Below are 16,762 nucleotides of genomic sequence, written 5' to 3'. Positions count from 1 at the left end.
GTCCGGCAGGAGCTCGTGTCAGCCGCCGTAGCGCCTCGCCTGGTCGATCGCCTCGGCGAGCTGTCGTACGTCCTCGTCCTCGGTGCTCTTGGCCAAGTCGTGGGCGCGCTCGCTCAGTTCACCGAGGGACGGGGTGCCGGGCAGGGGGCTGAACTCGGCGCCGTAGGAGCGCAGGGTGTCGGCGAAGTAGGCGGCGACGGCGGTGACCTGGAGGCGGGAGCCCGCTTCCCAGAGGTCGCCGTCGAGGTCCTCGCTCTCCAACTGGCCGGACTCCTCGTGCGGGGTGCGGGACTCGGGGTCGAGCCAGCGGACGCTCGCGGTGGCGAGGTGGCCGTCGGAGCCGGGCTTGTGGCGGACGGCGTAGAGGGCGGTGACGGTGTGGCCGGGGCCGATCTCGCCGCCGTCGACGCTGTCGTCGCGGAAGTCCTCGTCGTCGACCCGGCGGTTGTCGTAGCCGACGAGGCGGAACTCCAGGACCGTCTCGGGGTCGAAGGCGACCTGGGCCTTGGCGTCGCGGGCGGTCAGGTCGATGTTCCGCGGGAGTTGCTCGACGAAGACCTTGCGGGCGTCGTCCTCGTCGGAGACGTAGGCGGTGTGGCCGTCGCCCTTGTCGGCGAGCTGTTCCATCAGCTGGTCGCCGTAGTCGCTGCCGACTCCGACGCCGAAGAGGGTGATGCCGTGCTCGCGGCGTTCGCTCGCGATGCGTTCGAGGATGGTGTCGGCGTCGGTGTCGCCGGTGTTGGCGAGGGCGTCCGAGATGAGGACGACGCGGTTGGTGGCGCCTTCGCGCAGGCCGTCCTCGGCGGTCTCGTAGCCGGTGTCGACGCCGGCGCCGAGATTGGTGGAGTCGGTGGGTTCCAGGCCGTCGATCGCGTCGTGGACCTCGTCGCGGTTGCCGTCCAGGCGGGTCATCGGCAGGACCCGCTCGGCCTCGTCGCTGAAGGTGACGATGGCGACCGAGTCGTCGTCGCGGAGCTGGTCCGTCATCGTGCCCAGGGAGTCCTTGGCGAGGTCGAGGCGGCCCGGCTCGGCCATGGAGCCGGAGATGTCGATGACGAAGGTCAGGGCGGCCGGCGGGCGTTCCTCGCTGTCCTCGGCGGCGCGGGTGGCGAGGCCGACGCGGACCAGGGACCAGTCGTCCTCGTCGGTGCGGGCACCGTCGACGGTCACCGTGAAGCCGTTGCCGTCGGGACGGTCGTAGTCCTGGCGGAAGCTGTTGACGAACTCCTCCGGGCGGACCGTCGAGGGGTCGGGCATGCGGCCCTCGGCGAGGGTGCGGCGGGCGTAGCCGTAGGAGGCGGTGTCGACGTCGAGGGCGAAGGTGGAGAGGTAGTCGGGCTCGGGGGCGACGTCACGGGAGTCGCTGTCCGAGCTGTCCGGGCTGCTGCCCTGCTGCTCCCCCTCCGGCGCGGGTGCGTAGCCGCCGCCCTTGTTGCCACCGTCGTACGAGGATCCGTTCGCGCCGTCGCCGCTCGCGCTGCAGCCCGTCAGCAGCAGGCCGCCCGCCGCGGTGAGCGCGAGCAACGCGGCGCGCACACGTCGTATTCGATACTGCTCCATCTTCCGTGCCCCCTTGGTCCGTTGACGTCGACCTTTGTGACTGTGACGGGCCAGGGGGCCGGAACGTGCGCTACGGAGCGTTGCGGAAGCGTCTCGAAGAGGCCACGGAGCAGGGCCGTTGAGACCGGTAGGTGATCCTCCGGTGACCTAGGACACCACGTCCTTGCGGGCGAAACCGCGGAAGGCCAGCGCGAACAGCACGAGGGCGTACGTTATCGAGACCGCGGTGCCCTGGATCATGCCGGACCACTCGGGAGTGGGCTGTACGGCGTCCGCCCAGGCGAACTGCCAGTGCGCGGGCAGGAAGTGGCGCCAGTCGCCGAGCGCGGTCACGGCGTCCAGGACGTTGCCGACGATGGTCAGGCCGACGGCGCCGCCGACCGCGCCGAGGGGGGCGTCGGTCTTGGTCGAGAGCCAGAACGCGAGCCCCGCGGTGACCAGTTGGGAGACGAAGATGAATCCCACGACGACGACGAGCCTCTGTGCCGCCGTTCCCGGGTCGAGTGAACCTCCCGTGGGCAGTTCCAGCGAGCCCCAGCCGTAGGCCGCCGTGCCGACGGCCAGCGCGACGATGGGCAGCAGGATCATCGCGGCCAGGCTGAGGCCGAGGCCGACGACGAGCTTGGACCACAGAAGGCGGGCCCGGGGCACGGGGGCCGCGAGGAGATAGCGCAGGGAGGACCAGCCGGCCTCCGAGGCCACCGTGTCCCCGCAGAACAGGGCGACCGGGATGACCAGCAGGAAGCCCGCCGACACGAACAGGTTGACCGCGGCGAAGTTGGCGCCGGACGCGGTCGCCGTGTCCATCAGGGAGACCGTGTTGTTGCGGCCGCCCGGCTCGCCCCCGATGGCGAAGGCGACGAGCAGGACGAACGGCAGGGCGGCGAGGATGCCGCCCATGACGATCGTGCGGCGGCGCTTGAGCTGGCGGATCAGCTCCACGCGCAGGGGGAGCGTACGGCCCGCTTTGTAGCCGGAGGCCGTCTCGGTCAGCGTGCTCATGCGGCACCTCCGATCAGGGTGAGGAAGGCGTCCTCCAGGCGACGGTGCGGGCCCACCGACTGGACGGGCACCTCGAGCCGGACGAGTTCGGCGACCAGACGCTCGGCGCTGCCGTCGGCGTCGAGGCGGATCAGGATGCCCTCGTCGGTGCGGAGCGCCGAGACGATGCCGGGCAGCGCCGCCACCTTCTCGACGATCGGCTCCTCGACGGGCGAGGCCGTGCCGACCAGCAGGGTGTCGCCGGAGCCGACGATCTCGGCGACCGGGCCGGCCTGGACGAGGCGGCCGCGGTCCATGACCACCAGGTGGGTGCAGGTCTGCTCGACCTCCGCCAGCAGATGGCTGGAGACGATGACCGTGCGGCCGGCCGCCGCGTAGCGGATCATCACCTCGCGCATCTCGCGGATCTGTGGCGGGTCGAGGCCGTTGGTCGGCTCGTCGAGGATGAGCAGGTCCGGCAGGCCGAGCATGGCCTGGGCGATGGCCAGGCGCTGGCGCATGCCCTGGGAGTACGTGCGGACCGCGCGGGCCAGTGCGTCACCGAGGCCGGCGATCTCCAACGCCTCGTCCAGGTGGGAGTCCTCGGCCGGGCGGCCCGTCGCCCGCCAGTACAGCTCCAGGTTCTCGCGGCCCGAGAGGTGCGGCAGGAAGCCCGCGCCCTCGACGAACGAGCCGACCCGGGACAGGACCGGGGCGCCGGGGCGGATCGCGTGACCGAAGACCCGGATCTCGCCGCCGTCCGGCTTGATCAGGCCCATCAGCATGCGCAGGCTGGTCGTCTTGCCGGCGCCGTTGGGGCCGAGGAGGCCCAGCACCTGGCCCTTCTCGACGCGGAAGGACAGGTCACGGACGCTGTAGCGGTCGCCGCCCGCGTACTTCTTGCTCAAGTCGGTGATCTGGAGCGGGACTTCGGCCAGCTCCGGGTCCGGGGCGGGCATGGCCGTGCGGCGGCGGCCCGTCAGGAGCAGGAGCAGCGCGAGCACGGCGCCCGCGAGGGGCAGCCACCAGACCCAGGAGGGCAGCGGGGCGGCCGCGGTGGAGACGCCGGGGGCCGTCGGGACCTCGAGGTCGCCCTTCAGGGAGACGGTGTACGTCGCCGGGGCGGCCGGGGAGGCGTAGCCGAGGTCGGTGGAGGCGAGGACCAGGCGGAGGCGGTGGCCCGTGTCGATCTTGTGGTCGATCGCCGGGAGGGTGATCGTCACGTCCTTGCCGGACTTGGCGCCCTCGACGCGGACGGGTGAGACCAGCTGGGACGGCAGTACCTGCTGAGTGCCGTTCGGGCTCACGTCGTAGACCTTGGCGAAGAGGACGGCGTCGTCGGACGTGGACTTCACGTGGACGGTGGCCGTCGGGGCGCCGGTGATGCGGAGGTCGTCGGTGACCGGCTTCGAGTCGAACCGGGCGAACTGGCCCGGGAAGTCCAGGGAGACCCCGACGCCCAGCGAGGAGAGCTGGGAGAGGCCGGAGCCGCCGAGGCCCGGGAGGGCGGAGACGGCGGGCGGGTTGGCGCCGGCCGGGTTGTCGAAGTCCTGCTCGCGGCCGGTCAGGGCGATGGACTTCCGACCGCTCTCCAGGCCGGGGTAGGTGTCGTCACTGGCGCCCCGGAGCTGCGCCGCGCCGTCGGTGGAGTCGACGCCGCCGGTGCGGGTGACGCGGAAGGCCGGCCCGGTGTCGGTGGTCTTCTCGTCCTTGAGATAGCGGTCGAACCAGGACTGCACGCGGGACTGGACGCGGCTCGTCTCCATGTCTCCGCCGTCATGGCCGCCGGCGATCCAGTCGACGTCCACGGGGGCGCCGTTGGCCTTGATCGCCTTCTCGGCGGCGTCGGCCTGGTCCAGCGGGAAGAGGGAGTCGGTCTGGCCCTGGATGAGCAGGGTCGGGACCTTGATCCTGTCGCCGACCGCGGAGGGCGAGCGCTCCTCCAGCATCTTCTCGGCCGCGGCGTCCGGGGTGCCGGACTCGGCGACGCGCTGGTACATCTCGCAGATCTGCGGTTCGAACTTGTCGCAGCCGCCCCCGGTGTTGACGAAGATGCCGGCCCAGAGCTTCTTGAAGACGCCGTTCGGGAAGAGGGCGTCCGAGAGGTTCCAGTAGGTGATCGCCGGGGCGATGGCGTCGACACGGTCGTCGTGGCCGGCGGTGAGGAGGGCGATCGCGCCGCCGTACGAGCCGCCCGCCATGCCTACGCGGGGGTCGCCCTTCTTGTCGAGCTGGACCGTCGGCTGCTCGGCGAGCCAGTCGATCAGTTTCTCGACGTCGGCCACCTCGGCGTTCGGGGCGTTGAGGCCGACCTTGCCCGTCGACTTGCCGAAACCGCGGGCGGACCAGGTGAGGACCGCGTAGCCGTCCCGGGCGAGGGCTTCGGCCTGCTCGCGTACGTCGTTCTTGCTGCCGCCGAAGCCGTGGCCGAGGAGGACGGCGGGGTGCCTGCCGGCGGCTTCGGGGGTGAAGTACGAGGTGTCTATGCGTACGCCGTTCACCGCCATGACCCGGTCGGCCTGGTGCACCGGGGGCGCGTCGTCGGCGGCGACGGCCGTCCATGTACCGGCACCGGCGAGTACGACGACGGAGGCCGCGGCGGCGATCCACCGTCGCGGCCTCCGAAGGCGCCCTCGCAGTCCGGGGGGTCGAAGATCCATGGTTCAACGGTACGGGGTGAAACTGTCGGGGAGTTATCGACCGAGGGCTGAACCTTCGACATCCCGTAGGGGTACGGGAGCGTTGTCGTGTACCGCGTTCGCTGTATGGCCAAGAGCTCGGTCCGGTCTGGAATTTGCCGGGTGCGGGTTGTTCGTGGCTGGTCGCGCCCACGCGGCGGAGCCGCGAATCGATACAGCCCCCCGCCCCTTTTCGCCCCTGCGGGGCGATCGGGGTGTCAGTCCTCCGTCGGGATCGAGACCAGCCACCTCGTGCCCCTCCGCGGGCGGAGGTACATCGCCCAGTACAGGGTCGCCGCCGCCGTGATGCCGCCCGTCCAGAGCAGGTACGTCGTCTCCTGTCGGCTCAGGATGTACGTCAGTACGGCTATCAGCAGCACCGGGATCGCCGGCCACAGGGGCATGCGCCAGGCCGGGGTGTGTTTGTGGGGGCCCTTGCGGGAGAGCAGTGCCGCCACCGCCACCAGCAGGTACATGGCGGTCACCGAGACGCCGGTGATGCCGTACAGGGTGTCCAGGTTCACGAAGCAGAGGATCGCGCCGGGGACGCCGACCGCGAGGGTGGCGACCCACGGGGAGCCGAAGCGGCCCAGTCTGGCGAAGACGTTGTTGACCGGGGTGGGCCAGGCCTTGTCGCGGGCCGAGGCGAAGAGGACGCGGGAGTTCTGGATGACCATGACGATGCCCGCGTTGATGATCGCGAGGGCCACGCAGAGGCTGACGAAGGTGCCGACGGCGGAGTTGGACCAGGTGGTGACCATCGTGCCGATGTCGCCGCCCGTGAGCGCGGAGAGGTCCTTGGCGCCCATCGTGATCGCGATCACCGGGACCAGGATGATCACGGAGGAGATCGCGAGGGTGGCGAGGACCGTGCGGGCCACGTTGCGGCGCGGGTTCTCCATCTCCTCGGAGAGGTAGACGGCGGTGGAGAAGCCCTGGGTGATGAAGAGGGCGATGGCCAGGCCGGACACGATCAGCATCGCCGTCACCGTGTCCGCGTGGCCGTCCGCGCCTGCCACCTGGAAGGACACCAGGCTGTCCGCGCCTCGCTCGCCGTGCGCGAAGCCCAGGACCGCGACCACGGCCGCCGCGATCACCTCGAGGACCAGGAAGACACCGGTGATCCACGCGTTGGCACGCAGGTCGAGCAGGCCGGCGAGGGTCGCCAGGAGCATGACGCCGGCGCCCGCCGTCGACGGGTCGAGGTGGACGATCGGGGCCAGGTAGTCCGCCGTGCCCATCGCGATCACCGGCGGGACGATCATCACGACCAGGAGGGACAGCACGAAGACGAGCCAGCCCGCCAGCCGGCCCGCCATCGTCGAGACCATCGCGTACTCGCCGCCCGCGCTGGGAATGAGCGTGCCCAGCTCGGAGTAGCAGAACGCCACGGCGATACAGAGGAGGGAGCCGATGGCGATGGTCAGGGCGGTCGCGGTGCCGAGCGAGCCGAACAGGTCCGGGACCACCACGAAGAGCGTGGACGCGGGGGTCACACAGGAGAGGGTGAGGAGGGTGCCGCCGACGACTCCGATGGAGCGCTTGAGCTTCTGGGGGCTGTCGGGCGCCTCGGGGAGAGCGGCCTCGGCAGGGCGGAGCGTGTCGGTCATACGACGGTTCCGATCGACTCGTGCAGCAGATGGCGCTGATGGAACCCCGACGAAAACCATTGCGTCAATGGCTTGCTTGCTACGGAATCAGTAGATCAACTGCCCTTTCACATTCGTATACGGCAGTCAAACGCTGTCCCCTCCCCGCCCTTGAGGTGTGCGGGAACCGCAGCGTCGGCGGCGAAAAAATCCCGTCGCGGGGATGTCGGTGCGGCCCGCTAAAGTCATTTCTCGCAGAACTCACATACGAATCACAGCTACGGGTGGGGAACATGAAGCTGAGGCACACCGCTGCCTGGGTGGGGTTCACGGCGGCGGCGCTCGTCGCGACGTCAGCGTGCAGCGCGGAGTCCGTGAAGCAGACGGCCGACGCGGTCGACAAGACGGACACGATCATGGCGGCGCTCACGCGGGCCACCGACCGCACCGAACAGACCGGCTCGGCCGAGATCAAGATGACGACCGACCTGGGCACCGGCACGCCGATAGCCATGGACGGCACGTACTCGTGGGGCGACGGCATCGCCTACGACGTCCAGATGGACACCGCGGCCGCGCAGATGCAGACCGTGCAGGACGACCCGACGATCCACTGTCTGCTCGTCGACGGCGTGTACTACTACGACGTCGACCCGCAGGCCTCGGGCCCGCTCAAGGGCAAGGAGTGGATGAAGGTCGACGCCTCCGCGGTGTTCGGCGAGAACGGCGCCGCGGCGATGAGCGGGGGCGGCGGTGGCAACCCGACGGCCTCGATGAAGGGCCTCAAGTACGCCGATGACGTCGAGGACCTCGGTTCGGAGACCGTCGACGGGCAGAAGACGACCCACTACCGGGCCGTGATCGACCAGTCGAAGATGGGCAAGTTCAAGGACGCCTACACCGACAAGGACAACCTGCTGGGCTCGGTGACCGGCGGCGCGGACTCCATCACCATGGAGATCTGGGTGAACGACAAGGACCTGCCCGTCCGTCTGAAGCAGGTGATGGGCAAGGTCACGGCCACCATGGACTTCTCCGAGTTCGGTGCCGCGGCCGAGGTCAAGGCTCCGCCGGCCGCGGAGACCGCCGACATGACCCAGGCGCTCAAGGACGCGCAGGGGCAGTAGGCACGACTGAGCCCGAACACCTGGGGGGGTGCCCGGGCTCAGAGGTCACTCAGTGGTTGCGCGGGAACCCGAGGTCGACGCCCGAGGGGCCGTCGGCCGGGTCGGGCCAGCGGGTGGTGACGACCTTGCCGCGGGTGTAGAAGTGCGTGCCGTCGTTGCCGTAGATGTGGTGGTCGCCGAAGAGCGAGTCCTTCCAGCCACCGAAGCTGTGATAGCCGACGGGGACCGGGATCGGGACGTTCACGCCGACCATGCCGGCCTCGACCTCCAGCTGGAAGCGGCGGGCGGCGCCGCCGTCCCGGGTGAAGATCGCGGTGCCGTTGCCGAACGGGGAGGCGTTGATCAGGGCGATGCCGTCGTCGTAGGTGTCGACGCGCAGCACGGTCAGCACCGGGCCGAAGATCTCGTCCTGGTACGCCTTCGCCGTGGTCGGCACCTTGTCGAGGAGCGAGATGCCGATCCAGTGGCCGTCCTCGAAGCCCTCGACCGTGTAGCCGGAGCCGTCCAGGACGACCTCGCAGCCCTCGGCCGCCGCGCCCGTGACGTACGACGCCACCTTGTCGCGGTGGACCTTCGTGATGAGCGGGCCCATCTCGGAGGCCGGGTCGTTGCCGGGACCGATCTTGATCTTCTCGGCGCGCTCGCGGATCTTCTCCACCAGCTCGTCGCCGATCGCACCGACCGCGACCACGGCCGAGATGGCCATGCAGCGCTCGCCCGCCGAACCGTAGGCGGCCGACACAGCCGCGTCCGCCGCCGCGTCGAGGTCGGCGTCCGGGAGGACCAGCATGTGGTTCTTGGCGCCGCCCAGGGCCTGGACGCGCTTGCCGTTGGCGGAGGCCGTGGTGTGGATGTAGCGGGCGATCGGGGTCGAGCCGACGAAGGAGACGGCCTTGACGTCCGGGTGCTCCAGGAGACGGTCCACGGCCACCTTGTCGCCGTGCACGACGTTGAAGACACCGTCGGGCAGTCCGGCCTCGGCCAGCAGCTCGGCGATCTTCAGGGAGGCCGACGGGTCCTTCTCCGACGGCTTCAGCACGAAGGTGTTGCCGGTCGCGATGGCGATCGGGAACATCCACATCGGGACCATCGCCGGGAAGTTGAACGGCGTGATGCCGGCCACGACACCCAGCGGCTGCCGGATCGAGGCCACGTCCACGCGGCTGGCGACCTCGGTCGACAGCTCACCCTTCAGCTGCACGGTGATCCCGCACGCCAGGTCCACGATCTCCAGACCGCGCGCGACCTCGCCCAGCGCGTCGCTGTGCACCTTGCCGTGCTCGGCGGTGATCAGCTCCGCGATCGCGTCCCGGTTCGCCTCGAGCAGCGCCCGGAACCTGAACAGGATGGTCGTCCGCTTGGCCAGCGACGACGTGCCCCAGGTCTGGAACGCGTCCTTGGCGGCGGCGACGGCGGAGTCCACCTCCTCCACGGAGGCGAACGCGACCTTGGTGGTGACCGCGCCGGTCGCAGGGTCGGTGACCGGCCCGTAGTTGCCCGACGCGCCTTCGACGGTCTTGCCGCCGATCCAGTGGTTGACGATCTTCGTCATGCCCAGTTGCTCCTTCACAGATGGCGGCGTCGGGTAGAGACGTGCCGGTCGTACAGCTCTCGTGCCTTGACCGCCGACGGTCGGGTCGCGGTCTCGGCCACAGGTACATCCCACCAGGCTTGCGCCGGAGGCGCGCCCGACACTGTGTCTGCCGTTTCGGTCTCGACGTAGACACATGTGGGAGTGTCCGCCGCACGTGCCTGAGCGAGGGCCTCGCGCAGGTCACCCACGGTCTTCGCGCGCAGCACGCGCATGCCCAGGCTGGCCGCGTTGGCGGCCAGATCCACCGGGAGCGGCGCCCCGGTGTAGGTACCGTCCTCGGACCGGTACCGGTACGCGGTGCCGAACCGCTCACCGCCCACCGACTCGGAGAGCCCGCCGATCGAGGCGTACCCGTGGTTCTGGATGAGCAGCATCTTGATCGCGACGCCCTCCTGGACGGCGGTCACGATCTCGGTCGGCATCATCAGGTACGTGCCGTCGCCGACCAGCGCCCAGACGTTGCGCTCGGGGTCGGCCATCTTCACGCCGATCGCCGCCGGGATCTCGTAGCCCATGCAGGAATAGCCGTACTCCAGGTGGTACTGGTCCCGGGAGCGTGCCCGCCACAGCTTGTGCAGATCGCCGGGGAGCGAGCCGGCCGCGTTGATGATCACGTCCGACTCGTCGACGATCGCGTCCAGCGCGCCGAGGACCTGCGGCTGGGTCGGGCGTACGTCCGGTTCGTCGGCCTCGTAGGCGGCGTCGACGCGGTACTCCCAGCGGTCCTTGTCGAGCGTGTACTCGCCGACGTACGACTCCGTGACCCGGTGGTCGTGCGTCCGCAGGGCCGCGGTCAGTTCGGCCAGGCCGCTGCTCGCGTCCGCGACGAGCGGCTGCCCGGCGAGCTTGTGGCCGTCGAACGGGGCGATGTTGAGGTTGAGGAAGCGCACCCCGTCACCCGAGAACAGGGTGTGGGAGGCCGTCGTGAAGTCGGTGTAGCGGGTGCCGACGCCTATCACCAGGTCGGCCTGGCGGGCGAGTTCGTTGGCGGTGGCGGTGCCGGTGTGGCCGATGCCGCCGACGTCCTGGGGGTGGTCCCAGCGCAGGGAGCCCTTGCCGGCCTGGGTGGAGGCGACGGGGATGCCCGTGGTCTCCGCGAACTCGGCGAGGGCCTCCTCCGCGCGGCTGTGGTGGACGCCGCCGCCGGCGACGATCAGCGGGCGCTGGGCCGCGCGGATCGCCCGTACCGCCTCGGCGAGTTCGGTCGGGTCCGCGCCCGGCCGTCGTACGACCCAGGTGCGCTCGGCGAAGAAGTCGTCGGGCCAGTCGTAGGCCTCGGCCTGGACGTCCTGCGGGAGCGCGAGGGTCACCGCGCCCGTCTCCACCGGGTCGGTGAGGACGCGCATCGCCTGGAGGGCCGCCGGGATCAGGGCCTCCGGCCGCGTGACGCGGTCGAAGTACCTCGACACCGGGCGCAGGCTGTCGTTGACGCTGATGTCTCCCGCGTAGGGGACTTCGAGCTGCTGGAGGACCGGGTCCGCGACGCGGGTGGCGAAGATGTCGCCGGGGAGGAGCAGGACCGGGAGGCGGTTGATCGTGGCGAGCGCGGCGCCGGTGACCAGGTTGGTCGCGCCGGGGCCGATCGACGTCGTCACGGCGTGCGTGGACAGGCGGTTGGACTGGCGGGCGTAGCCGATGGCCGCGTGGACCATCGACTGCTCGTTGCGGCCCTGGTGGTACGGCATGTCGTCGCCGAACTCGATGAGCGCCTGGCCGAGTCCGGCCACGTTGCCGTGGCCGAAGATGCCCCAGGTGGCGCCGATCAGCCGCTGCCGTACGCCGTCGCGCTCCGTGTACTGGGCGGCGAGGAAGCGTACGAGTGCCTGCGCGACCGTGAGCCTCGTCGTTGAGGTCATCGGTAACCCTCCGTGTGGTCCGGGTGGAAGCAGATCCGCCACTCCCGCGTCTGACCCGGTCCCGCCATGACGTTCAGGTAGTACATGTCGTGGTCGGGCTGGGCGATGGACGGGCCGTGCCATCCGTCGGGGACGAGGACGGCGTCGCCGGAGCGGACCTCCGTGAGGACGTCCGATCCGCCCTCACGGGAGGGAGATACGCGCTGATAGCCGAAACCGTTCGGGCCGTCGATCTCGAAGTAGTAGATCTCCTCCAGCTCCGCTTCCTCGCCGGGCCGGTTCTCGTCGTGCTTGTGGGGCGGGTACGAGGACCAGTTGCCGCCGGGGGTGATGACCTCGACGGCGATGAGCTTGTCGCAGTCGAAGGCGTCGGCGGAGGCGAAGTTGCGGACGTGGCGCAGGCGGTTGCCGCTGCCGCGTTCTTCGGTGGGGACCTCCGGCGCGGGGCCGTAGCGGGCGGGGAGTCGTCGCTCGCACTTCGCTCCTGCCAGGGCGAAGCGGCCTCCCGCGCCGGAGGCGATCGTTGCCCGGGCGTCGCGGGGAACGTACGCGAAGTCGGAGACCGACGCGAACACGCTTTCCCTGCCCAGGAGTTGGAACTCGTTCTCTTCTGTTTGTACGGTACATCCGCCTTCCAGCGGAAGGACGATCCACTCGCTGTCGCCGGTGGTGAAGGTGTGCGTGCCACCCGGTTCCAGCGTGACGATCCGCAGACTGCAGTAGGTCCAGCCGGCCCGCTTGGGGTCGATGTCCACGGTGTACAGGGCGTTGGTCGAGGATCCCTCGGGAACGTACAACTCGTTGCTCATGCGGCCCTCACAGCAGTCCTACGGCGGTGTCCACGGCGGCGGCCACGTCCCCGTCCGCCGGGTAGAGCAGCGAACGGCCGACCACCAGTCCCCGGACGGTGGGGAGTTGCAGCGCCCCGCGCCACTTCTCGTACGCGCCGTCCTGGTCGTCGCCCACCTCGCCGCCCAGGAGGACGGCGGGCAGCGTGGAGGTGGCCATGACCTCGGCCATGTCGTCGGGGTTGTCGGTGACGGGGACCTTCAGCCAGGTGTAGGCCGAACTGCCGCCCAGGCCCGAGGCGATGGCGATGGACTTGGTGACGGCCTCGGCGGAGAGGTCGTTCCTGACCTTGCCCTCGTCCGTGCGGCTGCTGATGAACGGCTCGACGAAGACCGGGAGTTGCCGTGCGGCCATGTCGTCGATCGCGCGGGCGGTGGACTCCATGGTGGTGAGGGAGCCCGCGTCGGCGTAGTCGATCCGCAGGAGCAGCTTGCCGGCGTCGAAGCCGAGCCGCTGTATGTCCTCGGCGCGGTGGCCGGTGAAGCGGTCGTCGAGTTCGAAGCTGGCGCCCTGGAGGCCGCCGCGGTTCATCGAGCCCATGACGACCTTGCCGTCGAGGGCACCGAGGAGGAGCAGGTCGTCGAGGATGTCGGCGGTGGCGAGGACGCCGTCGACGCCGGGGCGGGACAGCGCCAGGACCAGGCGTTCGAGCAGGTCGGCGCGGTTGGCCATGGCGAACTTGCGGTCGCCGACGCCGAGGGCGCCGCGGGCCGGGTGGTCGGCGGCGACGATCATCAGGCGGTCGTTCGAGCCGAGCAGCGGCCTGCGGACCCGGCGGGCGGCGGCCTCCGCGATCGCCTCGGGGTGGCGGGTGCGCAGACGGACGAGTTCGGAGACGTCGACGGTCACTTGACGGCCCCCGCGCTGATCGCGGCCTCGACCTCGTCCGGTGTGGGCATCGCCGAGCTGCACTCCAGGCGGGAGGCGACGATGGCGCCGGCCGCGTTGGCGTGCCGCATGATCTTCTCCAGGTTCCAGCCTTCGAGGAGGCCGTGGCAGAGGGAGCCGCCGAAGGCGTCGCCGGCGCCGAGTCCGTTGAGGACGGTGACGGGCAGGGGCGGGACCTCGGCGGTGTTTCCGTTTCGGTCGACCGCCAGGACACCCTTGGGGCCCTGCTTGACCACGGCGATCTCGACACCGGCGTCCAGCAGTGCCTGGGCCGCCGCGCGGGGTTCGCGGACGCCTGTCGCGACCTCCACCTCGTCGAGATTGCCGACCGCGACGGTGGTGTGGCGCAGGGCCTCCTCGTAGAAGGGGCGGGCCTGCGCGGGGTCCTTCCAGAACATCGGGCGCCAGTCGAGGTCGAAGACCGTGAGTCCCGCCTTGGCCCGGTGGGCGAGGGCCGCCAGCGTCGCCGTACGGCTGGGCTCCTCGCTCAGGCCGGTGCCGGTGACCCAGAAGATGCGGGCGTCACGGATGGCGTCGAGGTCGAGCTCGTGGGCGTCGATCTCCAGGTCCGGGGCCTTGGGCTCCCGGTAGAAGTAGAGCGGGAAGTCGTCCGGCGGGAAGATCTCGCAGAAGACGACCGGGGTGGGCAGGCCCGGGACCGGGGTGACCCAGCGGTCGTCGACGCCGAAGTCCTTCAGCGCCTGGTGGAGATAGGCGCCGAAAGGGTCGTCGCCGGTGCGTGTGATCACCGCGGCGCGGCGTCCCAGGCGGGCGGCGGCGACCGCTACGTTGGTGGCCGAGCCGCCGAGGAACTTGCCGAAGGTCTCCACCTCCGGCAGTGGGACGCCCGTCTGCAGCGGATAGATGTCTACTCCGATCCGCCCCATGGTGATCAGGTCGTACGCCATCGAGTTCCCTTCGTATCGACTCTCCCCCGGATTTCTAGTCCCGGATCCCGAGCCCTGTCAATGTTTTGTCCAGACATTCGGACGAGACCTTGACAGCGCTTACCGTCCGAACGGAAGCTGGCCGGCATGACGTCGTTGTCACCTCAGCCCTCACTGTCGCGCATCCGGATCGGGTCGGCTCCCGACTCCTGGGGTGTGTGGTTCCCCGACGACCCCCAGCAGGTCCCCTGGCAGCGCTTCCTCGACGAGGTCGCCGGCTCCGGTTACGAGTGGATCGAGCTGGGCCCGTACGGGTATCTGCCGACCGATCCCGCGGTCCTCACCGAGGAGGTGGACCGTCGGGGCCTGAAGGTGTCCGCCGGCACCGTCTTCACCGGCCTGCATCATGGCGAGGCCGTGTGGGAGAAGACCTGGGCGCATGTCGCGGACAACGCGGTGCTGGCGCAGGCGATGGGAGCGAAGCACCTCGTGGTCATTCCGTCCTTCTGGCGGGACGACAAAACCGGTGAGGTGCTGGAGTCCGACACCCTGACGCCGGAGCAGTGGCGGAATCTCACCTCGCTGACCGAGCGGCTGGGGCAGCGGGTGCGGGAGGAGTACGGGCTCCGGATCGTCGTCCATCCGCATGCCGACACCCACATCGACAGTGAGTCGAATGTCGTCCGGTTCCTGGACGGGACCGACTCCTCGCTCGTGTCGTTGTGCCTGGACACCGGGCACTACGCGTACTGCGGCGGGGACAGCGTCAAGCTGATCGAGACGTACGGGTCGCGGATCGGGTATCTGCACCTCAAGCAGGTGGACCCGGAGATCCTCGCGGACGTGCGGGCCAAGGGCACGCCGTTCGGGCCCGCGGTGGCGCAGGGTGTGATGTGTGAGCCGCCGACGGGTGTGCCCGCGCTCGGGCCGGTGCTGGAGGCTGCGGGGAAGCTGGATGTGGATCTGTTCGCGATTGTCGAACAGGACATGTACCCCTGTGAGCCGGACAAGCCGTTGCCCATTGCTCAGCGGACTCGTGCGTTTCTTCGGAGTTGCGGGGCGTGACGGGCGCCTGAAGGGGTGCCGGGTGCTGTGCGTGGGCGAGTGCAGATGATTCGTGGCCTGTCGCGCAGTTCCCCGCGCCCCTGAGGGTGTTGCAGCATGGGGCGATGAGTCGTGCCGTGCGCGTCCTGAACGGATATGGGCCCTCGGGGGCCTGGGAGTTCGCCGTTGCCGCGCCTCATCCCCGGGTGCGGCCCGCGATCATCAGCTATCGCGGGGTCCGGGTCGCCATGAATGGGCCCCGGCGACGGCTGGAGGCCCCCATCGGGGCGGCCACGCTGCTCCTCGGGTTCGAGGAGCCCGTACGGATCTCCCGGGCGGGACGCGCCCCTGACACCCTCGTGTCCGTGTTCTGCGGGCCCACGACGACCCCTGCCGTCGGAGAGCACAAGGGACGGCTCTCCGGCATCGAGGTGCTGTTGACGCCCTGGGCGGCCTTCACTCTCTTCGGGACGCCGCAGTACGAGCTCGCCAATCGGACCGTCGACCCGGACGAGTTGCCGCACGCTTTGCCCCAGCGGGTCGGGGAACTCGCCTCCGCGTTGGCCGCGTTGCCGTCCTGGGAAAGCCGGTTCGGGCTGCTGGACGAGGTGTTCGCGCGGTGGTCCGCGGCCGGTACGCCCTGCTCGGACCGCGTCGTGCGGGCGTGGGCGGAGTTGGTGCGGAGCGGGGGTGCGATGCCGGTGCCGCGGCTCGCCGAGGAGGTCGGGTGGAGTGTGCGACAGCTGGAGAGCCGGTTCCGGGAGCAGATCGGGCTCGGGCCCAAGGCGGCGGCTCGGGTGCTGCGGTTGCAGCGGGCTCGGCGGCTGCTGGCGGCGGGGCGGGGGCAGGCGGAGACCGCGGCGGTGTGCGGGTACTACGACCAGGCCCATCTCAGCGGCGAGTTCAAGGCGATGACCGGGTGCACACCGCGGGAGTTCACGCTGGCGCGGCGCGGGCCGGGCGGGGTGCCCGACGGTGACCGGATGACGGGCGAGGCGACGAGTCTGGTGCTCATGCCGGGTGGCGGTGCGGATTTTTCCAAGACCGGCGGTGTTGGCTGAATGCAGTCTGTGACCTCCGGTGTTGAGCCGCTCCGGCCACGGGGGACGGGGGAGCCGGCGGGCCGGGCCCGGCGCAGCGGGTCCGGCCCGCCCTGGGCGCCCGCCTCCGGCCGCACGCCGTGAAGGGCGTTCCGCGTGCCGATGTCAACGCGCCCCGCCCATAGGCCCGCGTACGCCTTTGCTGCACTCACGTCACAAACGCCCCCTTCGTGTCACACATGTCGCGTGTACGCGGGTCTTGCGTCACACGCGGTACACAGCCCCTGACTTGCAGTCACTCAGCGTCGTTCACGGGGCACAGGCTTTGTGATCGCCAGCGCAGCGCCCGGTACCCCCGACGGCCGTTCCCGGCCGCCGCCGCGGTGCGCGCGAGGAGGTGCCACTCATGACCGACCGAAGGCTCTGGTCGTACAAGGAGATCGCGGCGCACATCCGGGTGCAGCCGGACACCGTGCGGTCGTACCGCAAGCACGGGCTGCTGCCGCCGCCCGACCATGTCGAGGGCGGCAAGCCGTTCTGGTACGCGGACACCGTCCGGAAGTGGGTCGCCGCGCGCCCGGGCAACCGCGGGCGCAGAGAGGACTGACACCTCCCGTCGTGTCGAAGGGTGCCTGCGTACGACTCGCAGGCACCCCTTTTTCGTGGCGT

Annotated in this window: 13 protein-coding genes; 4 read left to right on the top strand and 9 right to left on the bottom strand. The window is 70.3% G+C overall.

Features of this window, described 5'->3' with window-relative positions; genetic code table 11:
• Nucleotides 1-18 precede the first annotated feature (18 nt).
• The 4 genes from ACWD3I_RS01690 to ACWD3I_RS01675 form a co-directional block, all read right to left on the bottom strand.
• Nucleotides 19-1,560, bottom strand: coding sequence for a vWA domain-containing protein (locus tag ACWD3I_RS01690; RefSeq protein ID WP_365394282.1), 1,542 nt, complete (start codon nucleotides 1,558-1,560; stop codon nucleotides 19-21).
• A gap of 147 nt (nucleotides 1,561-1,707) precedes the next feature.
• The gene (locus ACWD3I_RS01685; protein WP_365394281.1) at nucleotides 1,708-2,562 is read right to left on the bottom strand and encodes an ABC transporter permease; all 855 of its coding nucleotides are present in this window, start codon (nucleotides 2,560-2,562) and stop codon (nucleotides 1,708-1,710) included.
• The gene (locus ACWD3I_RS01680) at nucleotides 2,559-5,201 is read right to left on the bottom strand and encodes a CocE/NonD family hydrolase (protein ID WP_365394280.1); all 2,643 of its coding nucleotides are present in this window, start codon (nucleotides 5,199-5,201) and stop codon (nucleotides 2,559-2,561) included. The genes ACWD3I_RS01685 and ACWD3I_RS01680 overlap by 4 nt, the downstream gene beginning before the upstream one ends.
• 236 nt (nucleotides 5,202-5,437) lie before the next feature.
• Complete coding sequence (locus ACWD3I_RS01675) at nucleotides 5,438-6,829, bottom strand: APC family permease (RefSeq protein ID WP_365394279.1); 1,392 nt, start codon at nucleotides 6,827-6,829, stop codon at nucleotides 5,438-5,440.
• 272 nt (nucleotides 6,830-7,101) lie between these two features.
• Between ACWD3I_RS01675 and ACWD3I_RS01670 the strand changes: the two genes are divergently transcribed.
• Complete coding sequence (locus ACWD3I_RS01670) at nucleotides 7,102-7,935, top strand: hypothetical protein (protein WP_365394278.1); 834 nt, start codon at nucleotides 7,102-7,104, stop codon at nucleotides 7,933-7,935.
• A gap of 49 nt (nucleotides 7,936-7,984) precedes the next feature.
• Here the strand turns inward: ACWD3I_RS01670 and mmsA are convergent, their stop codons facing one another.
• Genes mmsA through iolC form a run of 5 tightly spaced genes read right to left on the bottom strand, consistent with a single transcriptional unit; the run spans nucleotide 7,985 to nucleotide 14,030 of the window.
• The gene (gene mmsA, locus ACWD3I_RS01665) at nucleotides 7,985-9,487 is read right to left on the bottom strand and encodes a CoA-acylating methylmalonate-semialdehyde dehydrogenase (RefSeq protein WP_266892173.1); all 1,503 of its coding nucleotides are present in this window, start codon (nucleotides 9,485-9,487) and stop codon (nucleotides 7,985-7,987) included.
• Nucleotides 9,488-9,501: 14 nt separating this feature from the next.
• Entirely contained in the window at nucleotides 9,502-11,385 is a 1,884-nt protein-coding gene (iolD, locus tag ACWD3I_RS01660; RefSeq protein ID WP_365394277.1) for a 3D-(3,5/4)-trihydroxycyclohexane-1,2-dione acylhydrolase (decyclizing), read from the bottom strand.
• Nucleotides 11,382-12,194: a 5-deoxy-glucuronate isomerase gene (gene iolB, locus ACWD3I_RS01655; RefSeq protein WP_266892169.1), complete on the bottom strand. Its 813-nt coding sequence runs from the start codon at nucleotides 12,192-12,194 to the stop codon at nucleotides 11,382-11,384. The genes iolD and iolB overlap by 4 nt, the downstream gene beginning before the upstream one ends.
• A 7-nt stretch (nucleotides 12,195-12,201) precedes the next feature.
• A complete protein-coding gene (locus tag ACWD3I_RS01650; RefSeq protein WP_365394276.1) occupies nucleotides 12,202-13,083 on the bottom strand; it encodes a Cgl0159 family (beta/alpha)8-fold protein in 882 nt (293 codons plus the stop codon).
• A complete protein-coding gene (gene iolC, locus ACWD3I_RS01645; RefSeq protein ID WP_365394275.1) occupies nucleotides 13,080-14,030 on the bottom strand; it encodes a 5-dehydro-2-deoxygluconokinase in 951 nt (316 codons plus the stop codon). Before iolC ends, ACWD3I_RS01650 begins: the two co-directional genes overlap by 4 nt.
• 126 nt (nucleotides 14,031-14,156) lie before the next feature.
• On the opposite strand from iolC, the gene ACWD3I_RS01640 reads away from it, so the two are divergent.
• The 3 genes from ACWD3I_RS01640 to ACWD3I_RS01630 all read left to right on the top strand — a co-directional run bounded on the left by ACWD3I_RS01640 (nucleotide 14,157) and on the right by ACWD3I_RS01630 (nucleotide 16,700).
• Complete coding sequence (locus ACWD3I_RS01640) at nucleotides 14,157-15,074, top strand: sugar phosphate isomerase/epimerase family protein (RefSeq protein ID WP_365394274.1); 918 nt, start codon at nucleotides 14,157-14,159, stop codon at nucleotides 15,072-15,074.
• 104 nt (nucleotides 15,075-15,178) lie between these two features.
• Nucleotides 15,179-16,114, top strand: a complete 936-nt coding sequence (locus ACWD3I_RS01635; protein ID WP_451084007.1) for a helix-turn-helix domain-containing protein — start codon at nucleotides 15,179-15,181, stop codon at nucleotides 16,112-16,114.
• A 385-nt stretch (nucleotides 16,115-16,499) separates the two neighbouring features.
• Nucleotides 16,500-16,700, top strand: a complete 201-nt coding sequence (locus tag ACWD3I_RS01630; RefSeq protein WP_046262470.1) for a helix-turn-helix transcriptional regulator — start codon at nucleotides 16,500-16,502, stop codon at nucleotides 16,698-16,700.
• Nucleotides 16,701-16,762 lie beyond the last annotated feature (62 nt).

It is taken from the genome of Streptomyces sp. NPDC002817 (genome assembly GCF_053592055.1).
Note: the sequence above shows the minus strand (reverse complement) of the source record. Positions and strands in the feature narration are given on the sequence as shown.

Coding starts and splice junctions, on each gene's coding strand:
- ACWD3I_RS01680 (WP_365394280.1), bottom strand. CDS start 5,201: ATGGATCTTCGACCCCCCGGACTGCGAGGGCGCCTTCGGAGGCCGCGA.
- ACWD3I_RS01685 (WP_365394281.1), bottom strand. CDS start 2,562: ATGAGCACGCTGACCGAGACGGCCTCCGGCTACAAAGCGGGCCGTACG.
- ACWD3I_RS01670 (WP_365394278.1), top strand. CDS start 7,102: ATGAAGCTGAGGCACACCGCTGCCTGGGTGGGGTTCACGGCGGCGGCG.
- ACWD3I_RS01675 (WP_365394279.1), bottom strand. CDS start 6,829: ATGACCGACACGCTCCGCCCTGCCGAGGCCGCTCTCCCCGAGGCGCCC.
- iolB (WP_266892169.1), bottom strand. CDS start 12,194: ATGAGCAACGAGTTGTACGTTCCCGAGGGATCCTCGACCAACGCCCTG.
- ACWD3I_RS01635 (WP_451084007.1), top strand. CDS start 15,179: ATGAGTCGTGCCGTGCGCGTCCTGAACGGATATGGGCCCTCGGGGGCC.
- iolC (WP_365394275.1), bottom strand. CDS start 14,030: ATGGCGTACGACCTGATCACCATGGGGCGGATCGGAGTAGACATCTAT.
- iolD (WP_365394277.1), bottom strand. CDS start 11,385: ATGACCTCAACGACGAGGCTCACGGTCGCGCAGGCACTCGTACGCTTC.
- mmsA (WP_266892173.1), bottom strand. CDS start 9,487: ATGACGAAGATCGTCAACCACTGGATCGGCGGCAAGACCGTCGAAGGC.
- ACWD3I_RS01640 (WP_365394274.1), top strand. CDS start 14,157: ATGACGTCGTTGTCACCTCAGCCCTCACTGTCGCGCATCCGGATCGGG.
- ACWD3I_RS01630 (WP_046262470.1), top strand. CDS start 16,500: ATGACCGACCGAAGGCTCTGGTCGTACAAGGAGATCGCGGCGCACATC.
- ACWD3I_RS01690 (WP_365394282.1), bottom strand. CDS start 1,560: ATGGAGCAGTATCGAATACGACGTGTGCGCGCCGCGTTGCTCGCGCTC.